Below are 22015 nucleotides of genomic sequence, written 5' to 3'. Positions count from 1 at the left end.
TCAAGCATTGGGAGGGCAAGCGTGGCCGCGAATGGCCGCGGCGGAGCAGCCGCCGAAGTAGCAGACACTGCACCGCGGCTGGAGGGTGGAAAAACGATAAGCAGCGATCAGGTGGCCAGCTTTGTCTTCAAGTAGCCGATCACAAGTGCGGTGAGGCCGCCGGAGATGCCGCCGGTGGCAAAGGCGGAGACGATCGACCCAATGTCGAGGCCAGAAGCGGCGGCCGTTCCCCCGAGGCCGAGGAGTGCCGATAGGATCTGGCCGCCAATGCCGCCCCCCAATGCGCCTGCGATGGTGTTGCCGATGGGGCTGAGCCCGGTGTCTTTGGTGTACGCGCCGGCGGCATTCCCACCGAGCGCACCGCTGATGAGTTGGATGATGAGGGAAGAGATGTCCATTGAGTCGAACCCTTGCAGCCGCTGCAGCATCGGGTCTGCGCGGGCTGCACCCTCGCGACCGCCGGCGGTGCGGCGCTGTGCCGGCGTGTCAGCATAGGAAAGCAAGTGCTCGTTGCGGCTTAACCTGTGGCGGGCAAATCTAGCTTGTCACATTTGCCTTGAACGTTATCCGCTTTTTCTCGGGGTGAGCCTCAGGGATGAAGGGATGCTTTGATCAATGGGGGAGCACGATGCCGCTTGCCATTGCCTCGCCAGGGATGCGGTTGATGGTGCGCTTGGCAAGCCTAACAGGGCTCATCCGCAACCTAACGCGGATTTCGGTCTCCCCTGTGCCTTGGTGGCGCTCAAGCAATTTGCGGGTTCGACGCGAGCAAGTGGACTTTGGTCGCGCGTAACCAGGGGTCTTTGTTTCACAGTGCTGGCAGATCGCCTGCACTTGCTCGCGGCTCGGCTGACCGCTAGGAATCCTCTCATGAATGGGGCGGGACCAAAGCACATTGTGTCGGTCGCGATGCTGGTGGCTGGACTTGCCATCGGCAGCCGCGCGCTCGCGCAGGATGCGGCGCCCGGAGGTTCTTGGGCACCGGTTGCGTCACCAGGCGCAGCGCCGTCGAAGCCAGCGGCGCAGCTCCCCCGAGAACCGTCGGATGCCGACGAGGTGCCGAAGTCATGGGCTCCTCCCGGTCTTGGTTCTCCGCCCGCTGGTGCCCCGCAAGAGAAGGTTTGCCAGAAAGCCGAGTTCGAGGCCGTCGTTGACGATGCGGCAGGTGCGCTGCGCGATCTCAACCTGGAGAACAAGCCCGCTTTCCAGGAGAAGTTGCGGCAACTCAAGGATAAGCGCGGCTGGAGCCACGACGCCTTCCTAAAGGAGGCGGCGCCGTTCGTACGCGACGACAAGATCGCAGTGTACGATCAGGAGTCGGAGCGGTTGTTGTCCGACATCTCTTCGCTGGGGCAGGAGGGTGCGGAAGCGCCGTCGCCCGACTGCGCACTGCTTGCCGATCTCAAGGCGCGTATGAAGACGCTGGTCGATACGCAGACTGCGAAGTGGAGCTACATGTTCCAGAAGCTGGACGCGGCGTTGAAGCAGTAGCGGAAGACTACTTGCGCACCCAGCCGTTGGGGCCGAGGTGCTCTTGCGGCTGATAGCGCATCTTGTAGTTCATCTTGCGCGAGCCGTTGATCCAATAGCCTAGGTAGAGGTACGGCAGGCCGAGCGTCTTGGTGTACTCGACATGCTCAAGGATCATCGATGTGCCGAGGCTCAATTGCTCGGCGGCTGGATCGTAGAAGCTGTACACCATCGAGATGCCGTCGGAGAGCAGGTCGCACAGAGCAACGGCTTTGAGCGGCCAGCTATCAGGATCGCTGTCGAGCGGGTTCTCGGGCTTCTCGCGATACTCAGTGACGAACGTGTTGATCACGCTGTCCTCGACCATCATGGCGTAGTCGAGAACGGTCATGTCGGCCATGCCGCCGTCGGAGTGGCGCGCATCGATGTAGCGGCGGAAGAGCGCGAACTGCTCTGAAGTCGGTTCGGGCGGTACGCGACGGGCATCGAGATGTAGCGTCTTTTCGCGCGCACGGCGCATCGAGCGAGTGACGACAAACTCATCGACGACGATGCGCACCGACACGCAAGCCTGGCAGCCCTCGCAGTAAGGCATGTAGGCAATGTTCTGGCTGCGGCGGAAACCACCGCGCAGAAGATTGTCGATGAGGCCGACCGGCTTTTCCTGGGTGAGATGCGTGAAGAGCTTGCGTTCCTGCCGGCCAGGAAGATACGGGCAGGGCTGAGGGGCAGTAACGTAGAATTCCGGAAAGTGCTTCTGCTGCTCCGTCATCCGCCGAAATCCCTCAAAGTGGACTAAGGCGCCAACGGCGCCATCAACCGTAAGCTGATGATAAGTTGGGGCTTAGGGCTTGATCAAGGCGCCTGTCGTGGTTTGTGCCAGCAATTGACAAAAGCCTGGGCGATGGTGCCCGGAATGGAGCGGCAACTCTACCCCAGTCCTTTGGTCTGGGTGCGTCCGTAGCAGGCGTTGGTTTCGAGAAAATCGATGATCTGGCTGGCGATATCGATGCCGGTTGCGCCCTCGATGCCTTCCAGCCCCGGGGAAGAGTTAACCTCCATGACGAGGGGGCCCCGGCTGGAGCGGACCATATCGACCCCGGAAACGTTAAGGCCTAGCGCGGTGGCGGCGCGTACGGCGATGCGGCGCTCCTCGGCGGTGAGCTCGACCTGCGTGGCTGAACCGCCGCGGTGGACATTGGCACGGAACTCTCCCGCGCGGCCCGTTCTCTTGATGGCGGCAATCACCTCGCCGCCAATGACAAGCGCGCGGATGTCGGTGCCATTCGCCTCGCGGATGAACTCCTGCACCATGATGTTGACGTTGGCGGCGCTGAAAGCCTCGATGATCGATTTCGCCGATCCTTGGGTTTCGGCGAGAATGACGCCCATGCCTTGTGTCCCCTCGAGAAGCTTGATGACGACGGGGACGCCGCCGACCTCTTTGATCACGTCCTCAGCGCGGCGGGGACCATGGGCAAAAGCGGTGACGGGCAGACCGATGCCTTCGCGGGCGAGGAGCTGGAGCGCACGAAGCTTGTCGCGCGAGCGGCCGATGGCGACGCTTTCATTGAGGGGGTAGACGCCCTGCATCTCGAACTGCCGCAGGACGGCAAGGCCATAATGGGTGATCGATGCGCCGATGCGTGGGATGACGGCATCATAAATCGGCAGGCGCTCGCCGTTGTATCGCAGCACCGGCTGGTTGGACGTGATGTTCATGTGGACGTGCAGGGTGTTGATTACGTCGATCGAATGGCCGCGCGCGCGGGCTGCTTCGCACATGCGCACGTGCGAATAGAGCTGCGGGTTGCGAGCGAGCATCACGAAGCGCATCGAGCACTCCCAGTGTCTCGATTTCGGAAATCGCCAGCGCTTGCTGCTGGACCGGCGGACGAGTGCCGGATCACGGCGGACACCAGGATGATCGTTGACAAGCTAGTGCAGCATCCAGATCTCGGAATTGCCCAGGCACCCCGCAGCCGATGATAGCGAACTTCGCGCCCATCACACCAGGATCACGGCTAACGGCCGATGAACTCAACCGAATATCGGCTGTTGCGTGCATCAGGTGCAATTGCGGGAAAAGTTAGGCCCGCAGCGTGCGGCGCCGAAGCATTCCCGTCGGTGCTGGATCAGACGCGGCGCTGTGAGGGCATAACCCCCAGCAATGTGGGAGCCTTTGAAGATGCCGTGTCCTCAATGGCGCCAGCGGGGCCTGTGGGCTGCTCTTCCTCGATCGAGGCGTAGAGGAGCGTTGCGGCCGACGCAATCGTCACAAAAAGAATGATCAGTCCAAGCAATGTCCGCTTCAGCGCCCATTGCAGGGTTGGACCCTGCAGCATCGCGACATTCGTGGCCTCAACGCTCTGCGGCGCCGTGGTCGTCGACATGGCTTTCGCACTCTATTTCAAGGTGGAAGTTGGCTTGGCGTTCCCCTGTGGGCTGTGGTTCCGCCCACTTTTTCCACAACATCCATGGAAGACCTGATGCTTACGGTCAAGGCTCGTTAATGTGGCTGCCGACAACTCCTCCCTTGACGTGGTGGAGCAGCCACTCTCCCCCCGTTGGACGGGCATTTGCGGCCAGCGATGAGGGCTTCAGCTAGGGCCTTGTTTGGAAAACCGGTTTGCACTCGGGGGTGAGCTAGAGGCTCGGATGGGACTGACGCGCGAGCTCGACTGTCGCCTGAAGATCGACCTTTCCGGTGGCTAAAAGCGGTACGGCTGGGACGACGAGAATCGACTTGGGGACCCAAAGTTCGGGGAAGCCTTCGCGCCGGGCGTGGGCGAGGAGTTCGTCTTTGCTGGCGGCAACCTTGTCGGTAATCAGCAGCAGTTGCTCGCCCTTGCGCGGATCGGGGAAGCTGACGACGACGTGCTGGGCGTCGTTCCACAAGGCGCACGCGAGTGTTTCGATGGCGCCGAGCGACACCATCTCGCCGCCGAGCTTGGCGAAGCGTTTGGCGCGTCCGCAGATGCGGACAAAGCCGTCCTCTATGGCGACGATGTCTCCGGTGTCGTGCCAGCCACCGTCGGGCGGGACGATGGAGCCGGGATTCTCCGGGTACATGTAGCCGGCCATCACGTTCGGTCCGCGAACGAAGAGGCGTTTGCCTTCGCTCAGGCCGGGCACGTCCTCGAGCCGGGCCTCGATGCCCGGGAGGAGGTGGCCGACCGTGCCATCGCGGTTGTCGTCGGGCGTGTTGACGGCAAGCACCGGAGAGGTCTCGGTGACGCCATAGCCTTCGAGCAGCACGGCGCCCGAATTGGCCCACAGATCGCGCGTCGGCTGCTTCACCTTCTCGGCGCCGGCAACGGCGAAGCGCAGCGTGTCAAGTTGGCCGGGTTCGGCGACGCGCGCGTAACCGGCGAGGAAGGTGTCGGTGGAGACGATCCACGTCGCTTTCACCTTCTCGATGAACTTGGGGATCTGCTTGTAGTGCAGCGGACTTGGGTAAAGGGCGCACTTCACGCCCGCGAGCAAGGGCACGAAGGTGCCCGCGGTCAGCCCGAACGAGTGGAACATCGGCAGCGGATTGACGAGCACCTCGCCTGGCACCAGCACGGCCGAAAGCTGCGCGATGGATTGCTCGACGTTGGAGACGATGTTGGCGTTGGTGAGCACGACGCCCTTGGGGGCGCCTTCGGTACCCGAGGTGAAGAGAATGACCGCCGGGTCGTCCGCCTTCGCTGGCGACTTACGGAAGACGATTTTACTGGCAAGCGCGCGCGCTACGCCTGCGATCTTGTCGGCAATGCCGATGCGCTTGCGTACGTCCTCAAGATAGACGATGCGCGTCTTCTGACCCGGCGCATACTCGGCGTTGCCGAGGGCCTCGATCAGTTCCTCGAAGTTGCCGGCCTCGACAAAGCGGCGCGAGGTGAGAATGGTGCGTAGACGGGCGGTGCCGATGGCGGATGTGAGAGCCTTCTTGCCGGCGGAAAAGTTGAGCAGGACGGCCACGCGGTCATAGGCGTTGATGCCAAGAATGGTGACGACGAGACCGATGGCATTGGGCAACAGAACCCCGACGTTTTCGCTGGGGCGCGCCAGGCTACGCAGCTTGCCGCCGAGGACGAGGGCCGCAAGCGTCAGGGCGCGATATGTCAGGGTTGTGCCGTCGGCGTCTTCGACAATAACGCGATCTCGACCGTGCCGATCCGCTGCCTCGAGGAAAGCGGAAAACAGCGTGGTGCGGGCGTGGTTGGGATCGAATGTCTGCGTCATCGAAAGGCTTTGGAGACTCTAGTTTGGGCCGGCGAGCACCGAAACCTGCGGCTAGATGCCGTTGTAGTCGGATGTGTCGCAGGCGCAATCGAGATCGACTTCGCAATTGCAGCATACAACGTACGCGACATATTATGCATTGCAGCAAAATTGCCGGAAAAGGGGGCAGGACAAGAGGTCTAAATCGGTTCAAAACGCCGCAACTCGGGAGTTTCTCTCGGTCAAAAATCTAATATTTACAGCATTTTAGCGGTCCCCCGAACTTGTTTGCCATTACTTCCCGATATGTTCGGGAATTGGGCATTTTCTGCTCAGGAATGAAACTTGAGCAGGGGTCGATTCGGGCCTACGCTTCAAGCAAGATCAACAAGAAACGACGAGGACGCGACCAAGGTGGATCCGGCCCTTCTTGAGAGGGCGCTTTCGGCAGGAACCTTGGGGTGTCCCATGATAGAAGTCGTCGCGATCGTCTGCTCCATCCAAGTACCGAACCGGTGCAAGGACGTGCATCTGTCATTCGCCGCGGAATCGGTGACGCCGCAGCAATGCATGATGTACGGCCAGGCTGAACTGGCGAAGTGGACCGTCGGCAATCCCGACTGGCAGATTCGTAAATTCACGTGCGGCCGCTCAGGTCGTTACGCGAAAGCTTGAGCAGGGCCGGTTTGCGTGTCGGCCTTACGAACTGCCCTATGCCCTTGTCGGAATAGTCCTTTGGACATTCGTGGACAGGGAGCAGACAGGCAGGCGAAGATTACGATCCAATCTATTGGCTGCAGCCACAACATTTCGCCTTTGCCGTTGACTTGAAGACTGTCATCCCCTCCCTAGTCGCGATCGCTCGAGCGCGGTTAGAAGGAGAAAGCGATGTCAGAAACAGAGCCGAAGTTCGCCACCCTCGCTGTGCATGCGGGGGCAGCTCCAGATGCCTCGACCGGCGCGCGCGCTACGCCGATCTATCAAACGACGTCGTTCGTCTTCAACGACACGGACCATGCCGCCTCGCTGTTCGGGCTTGAGGCGTTCGGCAACATTTACACCCGCATCACCAATCCGACGCAGGCCGTGCTGGAAGGGCGTATGGCCGCGCTGGAAGGTGGCACCGCTGCGCTGGCCGTTGCCTCAGGGCATGCGGCGCAGTTTCTAGTGTTTCACACGCTGCTGGAACCGGGCGATGAGTTCATCGCCGGGCGTCAGCTCTATGGCGGGTCGATCAACCAGTTCAATCACTCGTTCAAGAAGTTTAACTGGAACGTCGTATGGGCCGACTCCACCGATCCGCAGAGCTTCGAGAAGGCCATCACGCCGAAGACGCGGGCGATCTTCGTGGAATCTATCGCCAATCCCGGCGGCGTCGTCGTCGATCTTCCAGCGATTGCAGCAATCGCCAAGAAGGCGGGCGTTCCGTTCATTGTCGATAACACTTTGGCGACACCGTACCTGTGCCAGCCGAAGCAATTCGGTGCCGACATCATCGTGCACTCGATGACGAAGTTCATCGGCGGCCACGGCAATTCTATCGGTGGTGTACTGGTCGATGCAGGAACGTTCGACTGGCTCGGCGCAAAGCATCGCTACAAGACTCTGGTGGAGCCGAATGCGTCCTACAACGGCATGGTGATCGGTGAGACGTTCGGCAACTTCGCGTTCGCCATCGCCGCGCGTGTGATGGGCCTGCGTGACCTCGGGCCGGCGATCTCCCCGTTCAACGCCTTCATGATCCTGACGGGTGCGGAGACGCTGCCGTTGCGCATGGCGCGCCACAGCGAGAATGCGCTCGCGGTCGCCTCGTGGCTGGAGAAGCACCCGAAGGTTGCGTGGGTGAGCTACGCCGGCTTGCCTTCGAGCAAGTACCACGAGCTTGCCAAGAAGATCTGCCCCAAGGGGGCTGGTGCCGTTTTCACGTTCGGTCTCAAGGGCGGCTACGAGGCGGGCGTCAAGCTCGCGTCGGGGCTGAAGCTGTTCAGCCTGCTCGCCAACATCGGCGACACGCGCAGCCTCGTCATTCATCCTGCTTCGACGACGCATCGCCAGCTTACGGACGAGCAGCGCATCGCTGCCGGAGCGGGCCCGGATGTCGTGCGTCTATCGATCGGCATTGAGGACAAGGACGACATCATCGGCGACCTGGAACGGGGTTTGGCGCGGTTGTAACGGGCCGGTCGCCCTACCCCGCCGTAGGACGGATCAAGGCGTAAGCGCCTTGATCCACCACGGCTGAAAAACGCGCGCGCTCGCGTTCCAGTTCTTCCAGGTCGCAAGGCGCGATCGATGCGCGGTGGGCATCAGCAATCACGAGATCTGCATGCCGTTGCAGGGCGGCGATGCGCTGGTGATCGCGCTCGCAGCTCGCAACGGTTGCCAGCACCTGCAGGATTTTGCGTTGCACCGATGGCTGGCTCGACGCGTTCTGGCGAATTGTCTGCAGCATCACGTCGACGAGCTGGTCGTAGTCCATCTTGGGCACCACGAGGACGGGCTTGCCATCGCGCAAGCTCACGCCGCTGGGCAGCTCTTTGCCGACCAACTCGCATAGCGCGCTGCCCAGCCGATCGAGGACGCCGATGGCGGTGTGCGGGTCGTTGATGCCCGCCGACAGGGCGCGCACGGCAACCTCGACAAGTTGCGCGATGCTCAAACGCAGGTCATCGCCGCGGCGCTTGGTGCCGAGCGCCGTTGCGTCTTCGATTGCATCCGCAGCGCCATCCACCTTCGGCTTGATCAAGGCGATCGGCGCATTCGGCGAGACGAAGCTTCCCGGCCCGTTCAGCAGGCGGATGCGCGTGCCGTGCTCGGCTGCCCAGTCAGCGAGGCCGCCTTCATCAATGTGCTGCAGGTAGCCGCCACGTGCCTGGACGACAGGCTCCGCATCGCTCCAGAAGGTATCGGAGGGGGCAGCAGCCGGCTCGGCGTCGATGCGTTCGATTGCGGCGTCTATATCGTCGCTGACGAGATCAATGACAGTATCGACGTTGATGCGCTCAGCCATGTGGGCGACGAACCAGACGAGTGTCGCCACGCAGACGAACGCCAAGAGGATGGCGAGGGACAACGCAACGTGGGGAATGAACTGGCCCTCGCTCGGGCTGCGAACCGTGCGCAGCACCATCAGCGCATAGACGAAGGTGCCGATGAAGACGCCGAGCGTGAGCTGATTGCCGCGGTCGCGGGTGAAGTTCTGCAGAAGCCGCGGGCCCATCTGGCCAGAAGCCAGCGAGAGTGCAGCGATGGTGATCGAGAATACCGTTCCGACAACGGCGATGGTCGACGATGCTATGGCACCCAGAACGGCGCGAGCGCCAGCAGGACCGCCGCGAAAGATCCAGGCGCTCTCTTGAAGCCGTTCCGGAATCTCAGATGCATGGTCGAACTGCACCATCGCGAAGGACAGAGCCACACCACCCAGGAGCATCAAGGCGGGTATGAACCAGAACGCCTCGCGGAGGTCGTCGATGAGCTTGTGATAGCGGGCGACCATCGGGGCTCCCATCTGTCAGCATCAGGTGCTGCAGCGATTTAGCCCTTAAACTCGTGGGCGGACAATTTGGTTCGGTTGTGAGGAAATCAGCTCCGGCTGCGCTGGCGGCGGCTAACTGTCGTGGCGTTCGATCGAGTCTACGCGGTCAGCATAGAATGCAACATGCTCCCTGATCTGCCGCATAGCGTCGTGCGGCTCCTCATAGGACCAGACTGCGTTGAGCGCGCGCTCGCCGCCGGATGGCACGCTGTAATAGTTGCTCTTGCCTTTGTAGGGGCAGTACGTGACGTGCTTGGTGCGCGTGAGCATGCTCATGTCGACGTCTGCGCGCGGGATATAGTAGACGGGCGGATAGTCTGCTTCACGCAAAGTGAGGGCGGCACGCGTATCGGCAAGAACGCGTCCGGCGACCTTGACGACGATGCGACCCGGCTCGGCGGTGATGGTGATTGGATGGTCGGGACCCGGGATCTTAATGGGTCTGGTAGCCATGTCTTTGCCTCGGAGAATGTTGAGGCACCTTATGTGGGGAGTGGCGCGGTGGGTTGGAAGCCGCAGGGCCGCACGGGACGCGTGGGACTCTACTCGACCTTCTTGGACAGGCGCGCAATGCCGATCGTTTGGCGGTGCCAGTCTTTGATGGGCATGGCAGGGAAACCCCCGACAACGGTCTTTGCTGCGACGTCGCGCATGACACCGCTCTTAGCGGCGATCTGTGCGCCGCTGCCGATGGTCAAGTGATCGGCAACTCCGGTCTGGCCGCCCATCATCACGCCGTCACCGACGGTGGTGCTGCCGGCGATGCCGACCTGGGCGCAGATCACGCAATGTCGTCCGAGACGGACGTTGTGGCCGATGTGGACGAGGTTATCGAGAACGGAGCCGGCACCGATGACTGTGTCGTCGGTGGCGCCGCGGTCGATGGCGCAGTTGGCGCCGATCTTCACGCCTTCCTCAATGATGACGCGGCCGAGCTGCAGCATGCGCTCTAGTCCGGCCGGGCCGGGAACGAAGCCGAAGCCTTGCGAACCGATGGTGACGCATGTCTCGATCTCGACGCGGTGCCCGAGCAGGGCATGGCTGATGGTGCAATTGGCGCCGATGCGGCAGTCGTTGCCTATCAGCACACCATCGCCGATGACGACATTGGGACCGATGTAGCTGCGCTCGCCGATATCGACATCGCGGCCGATGACGGCGCCGGGGTCGATCTGCGTCCCGGGGCCAATGCAGGCGCTGGCATGAACGTGGGCGCTGGGGTGTATGCCGGCAGTTGGTGCGGCGGCGGGATAGAATAGGCGTCCGACCTGCGCGTAGGCGCGGCGCGGGTCGGCAACGTAGACCAAACGCGATGCTGCCGGGGCGTGGTGTGCGAGCTTGCGGCTGACGATGATCGCGCCGGCGCGGGTGGTGGCGAGCGCGCCCATGTAGCGAGCGTCGGAGAACACGCTGATGTCGTCCGGCCCCGCGGTTTCAAGTGTGGCAATGTCCGCCAAGGAGATCGCTTCGATCTCCGGGAGCAACGGCTCGGCGCCGATGAGTGCTGCGATGTCGGACAGCAGAAAAGGGCCGGCGCGATGGAAAAAGCGAGCGTCAGCCATTGGGACACACCCTTACGCGTTGAGCGGCACAGTACGAAGGTATTTGGATAGGAGCCGATCGCTTGCGTGGCCGGCTTCGCGCTGAGCATACGCTATCGGCGGTGAAAGCGCATCAGGCTGTTTGTGGGCGCTCGTCGCTGGGTCCGCGCCGGTCGGTTGCAACCGCTGCGGCGAGGAAGGATCTTTCAATCCCGGCCGGTTTTAACCATTGTCCGGCAGCCGTGCCCGTACGAGGTGCGGCGGTCCACCGCGGGAAGCTGCAATCGTGTCCGATCTTCAAGTCGTCGTCCAGGAAATCACCGATGAGATGCAGGCGATGCCTAATCGCGGGGAGGTGGCGACGTACATTCCCGAGCTTGCGGGTGTCGACCCGAACCAGTTCGCGCTGGTGGTAGTCGACGCGCAGGGGAACGTGGCGGCGGGCGGGGATGCGGACGTGCCGTTCTCCATTCAGAGCATCTCGAAGGTGTTCACGCTGACGCTGGCGCTGGGCAAGTTCGGGGACAGGCTGTGGGAGCGTGTGGGGCGTGAACCGTCGGGCAGCCGCTTCAACTCGATCGTACAACTCGAATCCGAGCACGGTATTCCGCGCAACCCGTTCATCAATGCCGGCGCTATTGCAGTGACGGATGCGATCGTGGCCGGCCATCAGCCGCGTGAGGCGTTGGGCGAGATTCTGCGCTTCATGCAGTTTCTCGCGGCGGATGACAGCATCTACATCGACCACAAGGTCGCCGCTTCAGAGGCGCGGACGGGGTTCCGTAACGCGGCGCTTGCCAACTACATGAAGTCGTACGGTGTCATCGATGGGCCCGTCGACTACGCATTGGGCGTCTATTTCCATCACTGTGCAATTGCCATGTCGTGCCGGCAACTTGCCATGGCGGGGCGATTCCTCGCGCACTTCGGCGCAAACCCGTCGACGATCCTGCCAGTGGTGACGCCGGAGCGCGCGCGTCGCATCAATGCGCTGATGCTGACGTGCGGGCACTACGATGGTTCGGGTGAGTTCGCTTACCGCGTCGGGCTGCCGGGCAAGAGCGGCGTGGGCGGCGGTATCCTCGCAATCGCCCCGGGCAAGGCGTCGATCGCTGTATGGTCACCGGGGCTCGATGTGTCGGGGAACTCGAAGCGGGGGCGGCTTGCCCTGGAGCGGCTGAGCAAGCGGATGGAATGGTCGATCTTCGGTGCGTGACGCCCGGATTGGCGCCACGCTCGGATTGGAGCGTACCTGATTATCGCTCGCAGGAGGCCAGGGCCTCTTCGACTGCGGCCTGATGATACCAGCTGCCGGTATCGATTCTCGGTGCCCGATCGGCGATGGCCGAGCGGAGGGGGGTGGAGCTGGCTGACGTTATGCTGTCGTGCTGGCGGCCAAGGTTGCGGCGTCCGCCAGGGGGGAAGGCGTATATCGTCGCAGTGGACTGGTGCGAAGTCATTGTTTCTCTCTTCCTTTTGCTCTCGTCTCGTTGCTCCTCTACAGCGCTGTTACGCTGGATTGGGATCATCTCACGATGTGTGAGTCATTCCGATGCCAAATAAGGGCCCTGCCGAATTAACGTGCAGCAAATGCACACATTATGGGCACGCCATAAATTGCATCTTTCGCTAGCATTCCGGTCAGGGTGAACCCACTCAGCCGCTACCGGTTCCGCGCCTAGCGCAGCCAGGCACCGGACGAGGTTCGCCCGCTAAGCGGGAGGTCGGAACAGTTGCTGACGTGCTTCGAGGTCTGGTTTGCGCGAGCTCGGCGTCGTCACGGAGCCTGCGATCGCACCGCACAATGCACGATGAGCATGGCTCGTCGCCGAGGCTGATGTCCTCGCACGAGTACCAGGATTGACCCAGCGACCGCGTCGTCAATTAGGAGAGACTGAGCATGACGAAGTACAAGCTCGAGTACATTTGGCTCGACGGCTACACACCGGTTCCCAGCCTGCGCGGCAAGACGCAGATCAAAGAATACAGTGCGTTTCCGAGCCTCGAAGAACTGCCGCTGTGGGGCTTCGATGGCAGCTCGACGATGCAGGCCGAGGGCTCTAGCTCGGATTGCGTGCTGAAGCCTGTCGCCGTGTACCCCGATCCGGCACGCACCAATGGCGCACTGGTCATGTGCGAAGTGATGATGCCCGACGGCGTGACACCGCATGCGTCCAACAAGCGCGCAACCATCCTCGATGATTCCAGCGCTTGGTTCGGCTTCGAACAGGAATACTTCTTCTACAAGGACGGCCGACCGCTCGGTTTCCCCGAGGCAGGCTATCCGGCTCCGCAGGGTCCGTACTACACGGGCGTTGGTTACAAGAACGTCGGCGACGTCGCCCGGGAGATCGTCGAAGAGCATCTGGACCTGTGCCTTGCGGCCGGCATCAACCACGAAGGCATCAATGCCGAAGTGGCCAAGGGCCAGTGGGAATTCCAGATCTTCGGTAAGGGCTCCAAGAAGGCAGCCGACGAGATGTGGATGGCGCGCTACCTGCTTCTCCGCCTCACGGAAAAGTACGGCATCGACATCGAGTTCCATTGCAAGCCGCTGGGCGATACCGACTGGAACGGCTCAGGCATGCACGCCAACTTCTCGACCGCGTACATGCGCGAAGTCGGCGGCAAGGAGTACTTCGAGTCGATGATGAAGGCCTTCGACAAGAACCTGATGGATCACATCAGTGTCTACGGCCCTGACAACGACAAGCGTCTCACCGGCAAGCACGAGACGGCTCCGTGGAACAAGTTCAGCTACGGTGTTGCCGATCGCGGCGCCTCGATCCGCGTTCCCCACTCGTTCGTGAAGAACGGCTACAAGGGATACCTCGAGGATCGCCGCCCGAACTCGCAGGGTGACCCCTACCAGATCGCTTCGCAGATCCTGAAGACGATCTCGGAGGTTCCGACCGCTGCTGCAAAGGCCGCGTAAGCTTCATCGAGACGCGTAGAGAGTTGAGCGGCGCCGTGGCTCCCGTCCGGCGCCGCTTTCTTTTTCCACGGCCGAGTAAGGGCCTCGGCCGAAATTGATCCAGATCAATTTCAAGCGCCTTCTGGCGCACAATGATCGTGGGATCCAATTTGCCGGAAAATTCAAGCGCTCATGATTGCCGCCATTCAGAGCATGATGCTCGAGGATGAAAGATTTGCGGCCGCAACCTATGCGGCGGCGCTCGACAAGGTCGCGATCGTGGCCATTACGGACCTTGCTGGCACAATCATCTACGCCAACGACCAGTTCGAAAAGTTGAGCAAGTACTCAAGAGGAGAGCTCGTCGGGCAAAATCATCGCATCCTCAATTCAGGCCACCACCCGCGATCGTTCTTCTTGGAGATGTACCGAACGATCCGTGGGGGGAAGATCTGGCGGGGCGAGATAAAGAACCGGGCAAAGGATGGGAGCTTCTATTGGGTCGATACGTGGATCATCCCGCTGATCGATTCGGGTGGAACGATCACCGGTTACATCTCGATCAGAACCGAGATCACGTCACGCAAAGCGCTGGAAGGTCAGCTGAGCAATCTCAATGTAGCATTGAGTCATCAGCATGAGTTGATCTCTCATCTGACACACCACGACGCCCTGACGGGCTTACGGAACTTCGTCGATGCTGACGACGAAGCGTGGGGGTGCGAATCCGACCAGAGGGCCTGCGTTCTCTTCATCGATGTCGACAAGCTGAAGGCCGTCAACGATACGCTGGGGCATGCAACCGGTGATGCGCTGCTGAAGAAAGTCGCCGAGAGGCTGCTGACATGTGCCCCGCCGAACGCATCGATATTTCGGTTCGGAGGGGATGAGTTTGTCATCATTCTGAAAGGCGATGCTTCGTGCCGCGACGCCAAGGGTCTGGCAGACGGGATCCTTCAATCGATGGCTGAGCCGATTTCCCTCGAGTCGAGTGAGCTGTCAGTCAGCGTCAGCATCGGCATTGCAGAGCGGTCGAGTGGGCGAGTTGATGCGAACAGACTTCTAACCGAAGCCGACCTCGCTTTGCGGGCGGCTAAGAGTGGCGGCAGAAACTGCTACCGCATCTTTGCCCCAGTCATGGAAGTCGAACTGCGAGAGCGGCGGCAGTTGGAGAGCGATCTCGCAAAGGCGTGTGCCAATGGTGAGATAGTGCTCGAGTACCAACCGATTATCGATGCGCAAGGAGGGCAGGTCGTCGTCTGTGAGGCGTTGGCTCGCTGGAACCATCCTACGCGCGGCCGCATGCAACCCGCTGAGTTCATTCCGTTGGCCGAGGAGACGGGATTGATCCGCCAGCTGAGCGCTTGTGCTCTGTCTCAGGCATGCGCTGACGCAATGGCTTGGCCGTCGCAGATCAAGGTCGCCGTGAACCTTTCTACGCAGCAATGTCACGCGGGCTATCTGATCGATAGCGTGGTGAACGCACTTCGCGATTCCGGGCTTCCTGCATCACGGCTGGAGCTCGAGGTCACAGAATCTCTTTTCATCGGTAATGGTGATGAATGTGCCGCAATGCTGCGCAGGGTGCATGAGATGGGTGTTACGATTGCGTTGGATGACTTCGGCACCGGCTATTCTTCGCTGTCCTATCTGCGTCGCCTGCCGGTCGATGTGCTCAAAATCGATCGCACGTTTGTTGCCGAGTTAGCGACGTCAGAGAAGGCGCGAGCGGTGGTCGAAGCAATCTGCCGTCTCGCGGACCGGCTCGGTATGTCCACAGTCATTGAGGGCATTGAGACCGTGGAGCAGGCAAATATAGCGCGGCAAGTTGGTGTCGAACGGATGCAGGGCTTTCTGTTCGGGCGACCGGTGCCGGCAGCTGCATTGAGACTGTGAGTTAGATGTCAGGGACGCTCGGTATGCGGCTGTAGCGCTGCATGTAGAAGGGCCATCAATCCCGCCGACCTCGTGCTCGAAATGCCGTAGGGATGAATTCCTTTGGATTTACAGCGAGGCGCCGACGAGTTTGCCGATACCGGCGGTGAGCGCCATCGCGAAGGCGCCCCAGAAGACGACGCGCAACGCAGCGCGCCAGATGTTTGCCCCGCCCGCCTTGGCTCCGATGGCGCCGAGGGCCGCGAGGCAGATCAGCGAGGCGGCGGTGACAACAGGGATGATCGCCCCCTCTGGTGCCAGCACTGTCGCCAGCAACGGCATGGCCGCTCCGGAGACAAACGTTGCTGCGGAGGTCATCGCCGCCTGCAGTGGGCGTGCAACGCTGATTTCAGATATGCCAAGCTCATCGCGCGCGTGAGCCCCGAGGGCGTCTTTCGCCATGAGCTGTTCGGCAACTTTGCTCGCCAACGCGGGCTCGACGCCGCGCCCGATGTAAATGCCGGTCAGTTCATCAAGCTCGCTGCGAGGACAGTCCTTCAGCTCTCTGCTTTCGCGGGCGAGGTCTGCGCTCTCGGTGTCGGCTTGGGAACTCACCGACACGTACTCTCCGGCCGCCATCGACATGGCGCCGGCTACCGCACCGGCTATTCCAGCAATGAGCACGCTGGTGTTCGAGCTTTCGGCTGCTGCGACGCCAGAGATCAGGCTGGCGGTGGAGAGGATGCCATCGTTGGCGCCGAGCACGGCTGCGCGCAGCCACCCGACCCGGCCGCTGAAGTGGAGTTCCGCCCCTCGTTCGGGGCAGTCGGTCGCTTCGCCGCTGCGCTTCGGTGTCAAATCGTTCGGTGGCGGCACTTAGCTTTTTACCTTCACGTACGAACCGGGTGCATCTTCGATCGCACCTTGATGCTCGCCGGGCTCGCGCGGGACGGTCCAGTCGCCGGAATGCTCGTTCAGCCACTCGGCCCACAGCGGCCACCAAGAGCCGGGATGCTCCTTGGCGGTCGTCAGCCATTGGTCGAGCGACTTGGCGCCGTGCTTGCCGTCGGTCCAATATTGATATTTCACCTTTGCGGGCGGATTGACCACGCCAGCGATGTGTCCGGAGCCCGAAAGGACAAACGTCACGTCGCCACCGAGCTTCTGTGCGCCTTCGTAGACCGACTTTGCCGGGGCGATGTGGTCTTCCTTGGTTGCGAGTTCGAAGATGGGCACCTTCACTTTACTCATGTTGAGGCGCGTGCCGGCGACGACAAGCTCGCCTTTGGCGAGGCGGTTGGCGTTGTAGAACTCGCGCAGATAGTAGGTGTGGTTGGCGGCCGCCATGCGCGTCGAATCCTGGTTCCAATAGAGCAGGTCGAACGGAAACGGCTTCTTGCCGAGCAGGTAGTTGTTGACGATGTACGGCCAGATCAGGTCGCGTGGGCGCAGCATGTTGAACACGTTGGCCATGCGCGAGCCATCGAGATAGCCGCGCTCGTTCATCAGCTCGTTCAGCGCTTCGAGCTGCTCCTCATCGGTGAAGAGCAGGAGATCGCCGGCGTAGGTGAAGTCGATCTGCGTCGCGAGGAAGCTGGCGGCGTTGATAAGCTCTTCGCCGCGGGCGGCCAGATAGGCGAGCGTCGTGGCGAGCAGCGTGCCGCCGACGCAGTAGCCGACGACGTTGATCTTCTCAACGCCGGCCTCGCGCTTCACCGCGTCCGCGGCGGTGAGGATGCCTTCCTGCATGTAGTCCTCGAAGGACTTATGCGCGAGCGAGGCGTCTGGGTTGACCCAGGAAATGATGAAGACCGTGAAGCCCTGGTCGACGAGGAACTTGATGAGGCTCTTGGGCGGCGTCAGGTCGAGAATGTAGAATTTGTTGATCCAGGGCGGGACGATCAGCAGCGGGATCTCGCGGACTTTGTCGGTCGTCGGTGCGTACTGGATGAGCTGGAAGATGTCGTTCTGGTAGACGACCTTGCCGGGCGTGGTCGCAAGGTTGCGGCCGACCTCGAAGGCGGTGGCATCGGTCTGGCTGATTTTGAGAAGATCGCCCGACTTCTTCATGTCTTCGGCGAGCAGCGACATGCCCTGCACGAGGTTCTCGGCGTTGGTCGCCAGAGTCTCGCGCAGCACTTCCGGGTTGGTGAGCGGGAAGTTCGACGGAGACAGGGCGCTCGCGACCTGGCGTAGGTAGAACTCGGCGCGCTGCCGTGTTTTGCCTTCCAGCCCTTCGGTATTATCCAGCATATCCTCCGCCCACCGCGAGGTGAGCAGATAGGCCTGCTTCCAAAAATCGAAGTAGGGATTGGCGGACCATTCCGGGTCCTTGAAGCGGTTGTCGCTGGGGTCGGGTTCGGCGACGGGCGAGACTTCCTCGCCAAACATGCGCCGCACGGTGTTGTTCCATAGCTCCGCATAAGAGCGAAGCAAGGTGCCCTGGGCCTCGGCAAAGCGGGCTGGATCGGACAGCCATTGAGACGTAAGGTCCGTCAGTGTCGTTGTCGCCTCATTGATCTCGGTGGCGGCCGAGTACGGGCCCATCTTGGCGTCGTTGCGCTCGATGAACTCCGACAGTACGTTGCCGCCTTGCTCGAAGAGGCGCAGCAGATTGCGCGACAGCTCCTCCGCGTTCACGGTCTGGAACGGCTGATGGTCGGCAGGGGCGTCTTCGTTGAGCTTGGACATCGTAACCTTAAGCGCTTTGCGGCCTTAGCTGGCCAAGTATCCATTGTATGCCAATGTTTTGCGACATTGCGCGGGCAGTGTCATCCGGCGGTGTGGACAACCCTGTGGCCCAAGGCATCTTGGAGCCGCGCTGAAGTTGCGCAAGCAGGCCTTTCCGGCAAGGTGGAATTCGTATGCGAGTCATACCGATGCGTGAGGCCGGTATTGTGGTGCGGAAGGCTCGGCTGGCAGTTGCGAGGCTTGCGGGTGTCGCAGCAGGGCTCACCCTGGGCGGGTGCGCTTCCACGATGTCGACGCCGTTGCCCGAATTAACGGGCTCGCACGCCTCCACTTCGCTGACGCAGCAACAGCAGCGGCAAGCAGTCGATGAACTTACGCGGGCAGGTGCGACGCATGAGCATCAGGCAGAACAAGAGATCGAAAATTCCCGATAGCTGATCGTGGCAGGCTGGGAGCGTGCTGCCGAAATGCCACAGAGCGTAGTGGCTCGTGCATTGTTCGCTGCGGCTCATCAAGCGGGTACTTCGAATTCGGCGATCGGTGTGCAGTGCTTCCGGTAACTGAGAGCAACACAGTATGGGCACAGATGGGTCAAGGCACGACGGTAACGTCGGCACCTGATGCGGCGCGGGACAGGCGGCGCCTGGCCGTGCGCCTCGGTACGGCGATCGTTCAGGGCCTAGCGCTCTATTTCCTCTTCAAATCGGGCGGGCCGAAGACTTGGTCGTTGGCCGAGCAGCAGATCTATGTTCCGCTGCGCCTGATCGCCATGTGGGTGCCGTGGATCGTATATCTGGGCGTCGGGCAGATGCGCGCACGGCCGCTGGTGATCTGGGTGGTCGTGGCATCTGTGGTCCTGGCTGGCATCGGCTATCACGAGGCGGCTAGAGGCCGCTTCGGCGGCTCCATGGGGCTTTTTGGCCTCTGGGGGCCTGACACGAGCCTGTGGATCGCCATCTCCCTAGCCGCGTTCATCTCTCAGGTGCTCGTCATTGATACAACTGCGGAGGGGCGCTTCGTTTCGAGCTACGAGCGCCATTTCGACACGGCATGGAAGATCGGCGTGCAGACGTCCGTCGCCATCTTGTTCGCCGGCATTTTCTGGATGGTGCTCATTCTTGGGGCGAAGCTGTTCCAGCTCATCAAGCTGGATTTCCTGCTGGACCTCATCAAGGAGCCACTGTTCGCGTATCCGGCTTCATCGCTGGCGACAGCGACTGCGCTGCACTTCACCGATATGCAGCCTTCCGTTATTCGCGGCATCCGCCAGATCATTCTCACGCTGTTCGCGTGGTTGTTGCCGCTGTTGGCATCGATCGTGCTGGCGTTTCTAGTTGTGCTGCTGTTCGTGCCGCTCGACAGGCTGTGGGGCACGCGGTTTGCGGCGAGCCTGCTGCTGTCGTCGGCGCTGATCCTGGTTTTCCTCATCAACGCGGCCTTCCAGGATGCGCGGCAATCGCGATGGAAGTTCGCATTCATCGGGCTCGCATCGATCGAGTTGATGCCGCTCGTGATCCTCGCTGCGTGGGCGGTCGGTCTGCGCGTCGGACAATACGGTTGGACGACCGATCGCATTTTTGCGGCGGCCGTTGCGGGCGTCATGTTCTGCTATGCTGCGGGGTACGCTCTTGCGCTGGCTCGCAGATCGGCATGGCAGAGAAGCTTCGAGACGGCAAACGTCGTCACCGCGTATGCCGTGCTGGCAACGATCCTGGCGCTGTTCTCACCGCTCGCTGATCCGGGCCGCCTTATGGTGGCCGATCAGCTTGCGCGCCTGAAGTCCGGCAAGGTTGATGCTGCAGCGTTCGACTATAGCACGCTGCTCAGGGATGGCGCGCGTTGGGGGCGGACCGCGCTGGAGGAACTGAGCCAGACAAAGGACATCGCGGACGCTGAAAACGTGAACGAACGCGCGCTCCGTGCGCTCAAGGGGCCAGCTGCCGTGGGTAGACATGCTCGCGACCTCACCGGCTTCAAGCTCACCCCGGAAATGGTCGAGGTGTCTCCGGCCGGGCGGACGTTGCCGGACAGCTTCTTCAGCGCCGATGCCGGAGCCTTTTCGAAGGCAGCCCCTGCCTGCGCGCGGGATAATGCAAATAGAAGATGCCGCGCCATTTTCGTGGCGTCCAGCGATGGGCAGCGAGAGGCGGTGCTGTTTTTCGACGGTTGGAGCGCTCGAATTGTCGAGCCGAACGCAGAGGGGCGTTGGGAAGTGACGGGTAGCGCGCAAGGCCGCGCATTCTGCAAGAGCGCTCAGGCCGCTATTGCAGCGGGAGAGGTTGCGTTGGAGCCGCATCCTTGGCCGGATGTTATCGTCGGCGGCGAGCGGCTCACCATCGTTCCCACGAGGAAGGACAAATGCCAGTGAGCTCGTCTGCGCACCGCTTGTGCTTCGATTTTGCCGCGACGGAGTGCGCGTTAGGCTTCTGGCGGGCTGGACGGGGGGTATAGCGAGGCGTAAACACGGGGTTCCGGCCGCGGTGAAGCGCGTTCCCGTGTCGTTCTGCAGCCGGGTCCATTCATATGCCGAGAAAGAGGCGTCCCGTGCACGAGGACTTCCACCGCATCAAGCGCTTGCCCCCTTACGTCTTCGCCGAGGTGAACCGGTTGAAGGCAGCGGCACGTGCCCGCGGTGCCGACATCATCGACCTTGGGATGGGCAACCCCGACCTGCCGACCCCGCAGCACATCGTCGACAAGCTGGTCGAGACGGTGTCCAAGCCGCGCACGCATCGCTATTCGGCGTCGAAGGGCATTCCCGGATTACGGCGGGCTCAGGCCGCCTACTACGAGCGCCGCTTCGGCGTGAAGCTCGACCCAGAGACCCAGATCGTGGCGACCCTGGGCTCCAAGGAGGGTTTTGCCAACATGGCGCAGGCGATCACGGCGCCGGGCGACGTGATCTTGGTGCCGAACCCGACCTACCCGATCCACGAGTTCGGCTTCCTGCTCTCGGGCGCTGCAATCCGGCATTTGCCGGCGTCGACGGGTGCCGAATTCCTGCGGCTCGTCGAGCACGCGTGTCGGCACTCGATCCCCAAGCCGCTGGCGCTGGTGCTGTCATATCCGTCGAACCCGACGGCGATGGTGGCGGATCTCGAATTCTATAAGGATGCCGTCGCGCTGGCGAAGAAGCTCGATCTCATCCTGCTGTCCGATATCGCCTATGCGGAAATCTACTTCGACGACAATCCGCCGCCGTCGATCCTGCAGGTGCCGGGTGCGATGGACGTCGCGGTGGAATTCACCTCGCTGTCGAAGACCTACAACATGCCTGGCTGGCGCATGGGCTTCGCGGTCGGCAATGAACGGCTGATCGCGGCGCTGGCGCGGGTGAAGTCGTATCTCGACTACGGCGCGTTCACGCCGATCCAGGTGGCGGCTGCGGCGGCGCTCAACGGACCACAGGACTGTGTCGATGAAATCCGCGCGACGTACAAGGCGCGGCGTGACTGCCTGGTGGAGTCGTTTGGCCGTTCGGGATTCCCGGTGCCGCCCCCGCCCGCAACCATGTTCGCCTGGGCGCCTGTCCCCGAACCGTTCAAGGAGATCGGGTCGGTGGAATTCGCCAAATTGCTGATCGAGAAGGCAAGCGTTGCGGTGTCCCCGGGCGTCGGCTTCGGCGAATACGGCGAGGGCTTCATCCGTATCGCCCTGGTGGAGAACGAGCACCGTATCCGGCAGGCCGCCAGGAACATCAAAAAGTTCCTCGCCCAGGCTCCGGAAACGATGCATAACGTGATCCCGATTCAGCAGAAAGCCAGCGGCTAACTCCTC

The 22015-nt window shown here is 61.8% G+C and carries 19 protein-coding genes; 8 read left to right on the top strand and 11 right to left on the bottom strand.

The genetic code is table 11. The features are described 5' to 3' along the window. Positions 1–107: 107 nt before the first annotated feature. Positions 108–398, bottom strand: coding sequence for a hypothetical protein (locus tag ACP15D_RS05260; RefSeq protein WP_424956498.1), 291 nt, complete (start codon positions 396–398; stop codon positions 108–110). A 472-nt stretch (positions 399–870) separates the two neighbouring features. On the opposite strand from ACP15D_RS05260, the gene ACP15D_RS05255 reads away from it, so the two are divergent. Continuing rightward, on the top strand, positions 871–1491 hold the full coding sequence (locus ACP15D_RS05255; RefSeq protein ID WP_424956497.1) for a hypothetical protein: 621 nt from the start codon (positions 871–873) through the stop codon (positions 1489–1491). Between the two features lie 7 nt (positions 1492–1498). On the opposite strand, the gene ACP15D_RS05250 is transcribed toward ACP15D_RS05255, so the two are convergent. From ACP15D_RS05250 to ACP15D_RS05235, 4 genes are all read right to left on the bottom strand, one after another. Continuing rightward, a complete protein-coding gene (locus ACP15D_RS05250; protein WP_424956496.1) occupies positions 1499–2242 on the bottom strand; it encodes an arginyltransferase in 744 nt (247 codons plus the stop codon). 158 nt (positions 2243–2400) lie between these two features. Beyond that, positions 2401–3306, bottom strand: coding sequence for a 30S ribosomal protein S6--L-glutamate ligase (gene rimK, locus ACP15D_RS05245; RefSeq protein ID WP_424956495.1), 906 nt, complete (start codon positions 3304–3306; stop codon positions 2401–2403). A gap of 299 nt (positions 3307–3605) precedes the next feature. Continuing rightward, on the bottom strand, positions 3606–3863 hold the full coding sequence (locus ACP15D_RS05240) for a hypothetical protein (protein WP_424956494.1): 258 nt from the start codon (positions 3861–3863) through the stop codon (positions 3606–3608). 253 nt (positions 3864–4116) lie between these two features. Continuing rightward, the gene (locus tag ACP15D_RS05235) at positions 4117–5700 is read right to left on the bottom strand and encodes an AMP-binding protein (RefSeq protein ID WP_424956493.1); all 1584 of its coding nucleotides are present in this window, start codon (positions 5698–5700) and stop codon (positions 4117–4119) included. Between the two features lie 447 nt (positions 5701–6147). Between ACP15D_RS05235 and ACP15D_RS05230 the strand changes: the two genes are divergently transcribed. Both ACP15D_RS05230 and ACP15D_RS05225 read left to right on the top strand, forming a co-directional pair. After that, a complete protein-coding gene (locus ACP15D_RS05230) occupies positions 6148–6354 on the top strand; it encodes a hypothetical protein (RefSeq protein WP_072374571.1) in 207 nt (68 codons plus the stop codon). 213 nt (positions 6355–6567) lie between these two features. Then, positions 6568–7854 (top strand): O-acetylhomoserine aminocarboxypropyltransferase, encoded by a 1287-nt coding sequence (locus ACP15D_RS05225; protein ID WP_424956492.1) that lies wholly within the window; start codon positions 6568–6570, stop codon positions 7852–7854. 13 nt (positions 7855–7867) lie between these two features. On the opposite strand, the gene ACP15D_RS05220 is transcribed toward ACP15D_RS05225, so the two are convergent. From ACP15D_RS05220 to lpxD, 3 genes are all read right to left on the bottom strand, one after another. After that, complete coding sequence (locus ACP15D_RS05220; protein WP_424956491.1) at positions 7868–9178, bottom strand: DUF2254 domain-containing protein; 1311 nt, start codon at positions 9176–9178, stop codon at positions 7868–7870. A 111-nt stretch (positions 9179–9289) separates the two neighbouring features. Continuing rightward, a complete protein-coding gene (locus ACP15D_RS05215; RefSeq protein WP_424956490.1) occupies positions 9290–9670 on the bottom strand; it encodes a DUF427 domain-containing protein in 381 nt (126 codons plus the stop codon). 89 nt (positions 9671–9759) lie between these two features. Continuing rightward, positions 9760–10779, bottom strand: coding sequence for a UDP-3-O-(3-hydroxymyristoyl)glucosamine N-acyltransferase (gene lpxD, locus ACP15D_RS05210; protein WP_424956489.1), 1020 nt, complete (start codon positions 10777–10779; stop codon positions 9760–9762). Positions 10780–11044: 265 nt separating this feature from the next. On the opposite strand from lpxD, the gene ACP15D_RS05205 reads away from it, so the two are divergent. Further along, positions 11045–11974, top strand: a complete 930-nt coding sequence (locus ACP15D_RS05205) for a glutaminase (protein WP_424956488.1) — start codon at positions 11045–11047, stop codon at positions 11972–11974. A gap of 40 nt (positions 11975–12014) precedes the next feature. Here the strand turns inward: ACP15D_RS05205 and ACP15D_RS05200 are convergent, their stop codons facing one another. Then, positions 12015–12218, bottom strand: a complete 204-nt coding sequence (locus ACP15D_RS05200; protein WP_424956487.1) for a DUF2735 domain-containing protein — start codon at positions 12216–12218, stop codon at positions 12015–12017. A 440-nt stretch (positions 12219–12658) separates the two neighbouring features. On the opposite strand from ACP15D_RS05200, the gene ACP15D_RS05195 reads away from it, so the two are divergent. Both ACP15D_RS05195 and ACP15D_RS05190 read left to right on the top strand, forming a co-directional pair. Then, positions 12659–13693: a glutamine synthetase beta-grasp domain-containing protein gene (locus ACP15D_RS05195; protein WP_424956486.1), complete on the top strand. Its 1035-nt coding sequence runs from the start codon at positions 12659–12661 to the stop codon at positions 13691–13693. A gap of 171 nt (positions 13694–13864) precedes the next feature. Continuing rightward, complete coding sequence (locus ACP15D_RS05190; RefSeq protein ID WP_424956485.1) at positions 13865–15568, top strand: putative bifunctional diguanylate cyclase/phosphodiesterase; 1704 nt, start codon at positions 13865–13867, stop codon at positions 15566–15568. Between the two features lie 108 nt (positions 15569–15676). Here ACP15D_RS05190 and ACP15D_RS05185 read toward each other — a convergent pair whose 3' ends face one another. Then, a complete protein-coding gene (locus ACP15D_RS05185; protein WP_424959173.1) occupies positions 15677–16405 on the bottom strand; it encodes a VIT1/CCC1 transporter family protein in 729 nt (242 codons plus the stop codon). Between the two features lie 18 nt (positions 16406–16423). Beyond that, the gene (locus tag ACP15D_RS05180; protein ID WP_424956484.1) at positions 16424–18238 is read right to left on the bottom strand and encodes a PHA/PHB synthase family protein; all 1815 of its coding nucleotides are present in this window, start codon (positions 18236–18238) and stop codon (positions 16424–16426) included. A gap of 586 nt (positions 18239–18824) precedes the next feature. Between ACP15D_RS05180 and ACP15D_RS05175 the strand changes: the two genes are divergently transcribed. Continuing rightward, complete coding sequence (locus tag ACP15D_RS05175) at positions 18825–20606, top strand: DUF4153 domain-containing protein (RefSeq protein WP_424956483.1); 1782 nt, start codon at positions 18825–18827, stop codon at positions 20604–20606. 155 nt (positions 20607–20761) lie between these two features. Beyond that, positions 20762–22009, top strand: coding sequence for an LL-diaminopimelate aminotransferase (locus ACP15D_RS05170; protein WP_424956482.1), 1248 nt, complete (start codon positions 20762–20764; stop codon positions 22007–22009). Positions 22010–22015 lie beyond the last annotated feature (6 nt).

The sequence above is a fragment of the Hyphomicrobium sp. 1Nfss2.1 genome, from assembly GCF_965243865.1.
GTDB lineage: Bacteria > Pseudomonadota > Alphaproteobacteria > Rhizobiales > Hyphomicrobiaceae > Hyphomicrobium_A.
This window is presented reverse-complemented; position numbering and strand designations above follow the sequence as displayed.

Excerpts from the sequence above, each read along its gene's own strand:
- ACP15D_RS05260 (WP_424956498.1), bottom strand. The coding sequence starts at position 398 with ATGGACATCTCTTCCCTCATCATCCAACTCATCAGCGGTGCGCTCGGT.
- ACP15D_RS05255 (WP_424956497.1), top strand. The coding sequence starts at position 871 with ATGAATGGGGCGGGACCAAAGCACATTGTGTCGGTCGCGATGCTGGTG.
- ACP15D_RS05250 (WP_424956496.1), bottom strand. The coding sequence starts at position 2,242 with ATGACGGAGCAGCAGAAGCACTTTCCGGAATTCTACGTTACTGCCCCT.
- rimK (WP_424956495.1), bottom strand. The coding sequence starts at position 3,306 with ATGCGCTTCGTGATGCTCGCTCGCAACCCGCAGCTCTATTCGCACGTG.
- ACP15D_RS05240 (WP_424956494.1), bottom strand. The coding sequence starts at position 3,863 with ATGTCGACGACCACGGCGCCGCAGAGCGTTGAGGCCACGAATGTCGCG.
- ACP15D_RS05235 (WP_424956493.1), bottom strand. The coding sequence starts at position 5,700 with ATGACGCAGACATTCGATCCCAACCACGCCCGCACCACGCTGTTTTCC.
- ACP15D_RS05230 (WP_072374571.1), top strand. The coding sequence starts at position 6,148 with ATGATAGAAGTCGTCGCGATCGTCTGCTCCATCCAAGTACCGAACCGG.
- ACP15D_RS05225 (WP_424956492.1), top strand. The coding sequence starts at position 6,568 with ATGTCAGAAACAGAGCCGAAGTTCGCCACCCTCGCTGTGCATGCGGGG.
- ACP15D_RS05220 (WP_424956491.1), bottom strand. The coding sequence starts at position 9,178 with ATGGTCGCCCGCTATCACAAGCTCATCGACGACCTCCGCGAGGCGTTC.
- ACP15D_RS05215 (WP_424956490.1), bottom strand. The coding sequence starts at position 9,670 with ATGGCTACCAGACCCATTAAGATCCCGGGTCCCGACCATCCAATCACC.
- lpxD (WP_424956489.1), bottom strand. The coding sequence starts at position 10,779 with ATGGCTGACGCTCGCTTTTTCCATCGCGCCGGCCCTTTTCTGCTGTCC.
- ACP15D_RS05200 (WP_424956487.1), bottom strand. The coding sequence starts at position 12,218 with ATGACTTCGCACCAGTCCACTGCGACGATATACGCCTTCCCCCCTGGC.
- ACP15D_RS05195 (WP_424956486.1), top strand. The coding sequence starts at position 12,659 with ATGACGAAGTACAAGCTCGAGTACATTTGGCTCGACGGCTACACACCG.
- ACP15D_RS05190 (WP_424956485.1), top strand. The coding sequence starts at position 13,865 with ATGATTGCCGCCATTCAGAGCATGATGCTCGAGGATGAAAGATTTGCG.
- ACP15D_RS05180 (WP_424956484.1), bottom strand. The coding sequence starts at position 18,238 with ATGTCCAAGCTCAACGAAGACGCCCCTGCCGACCATCAGCCGTTCCAG.
- ACP15D_RS05175 (WP_424956483.1), top strand. The coding sequence starts at position 18,825 with ATGGGTCAAGGCACGACGGTAACGTCGGCACCTGATGCGGCGCGGGAC.
- ACP15D_RS05170 (WP_424956482.1), top strand. The coding sequence starts at position 20,762 with ATGCCGAGAAAGAGGCGTCCCGTGCACGAGGACTTCCACCGCATCAAG.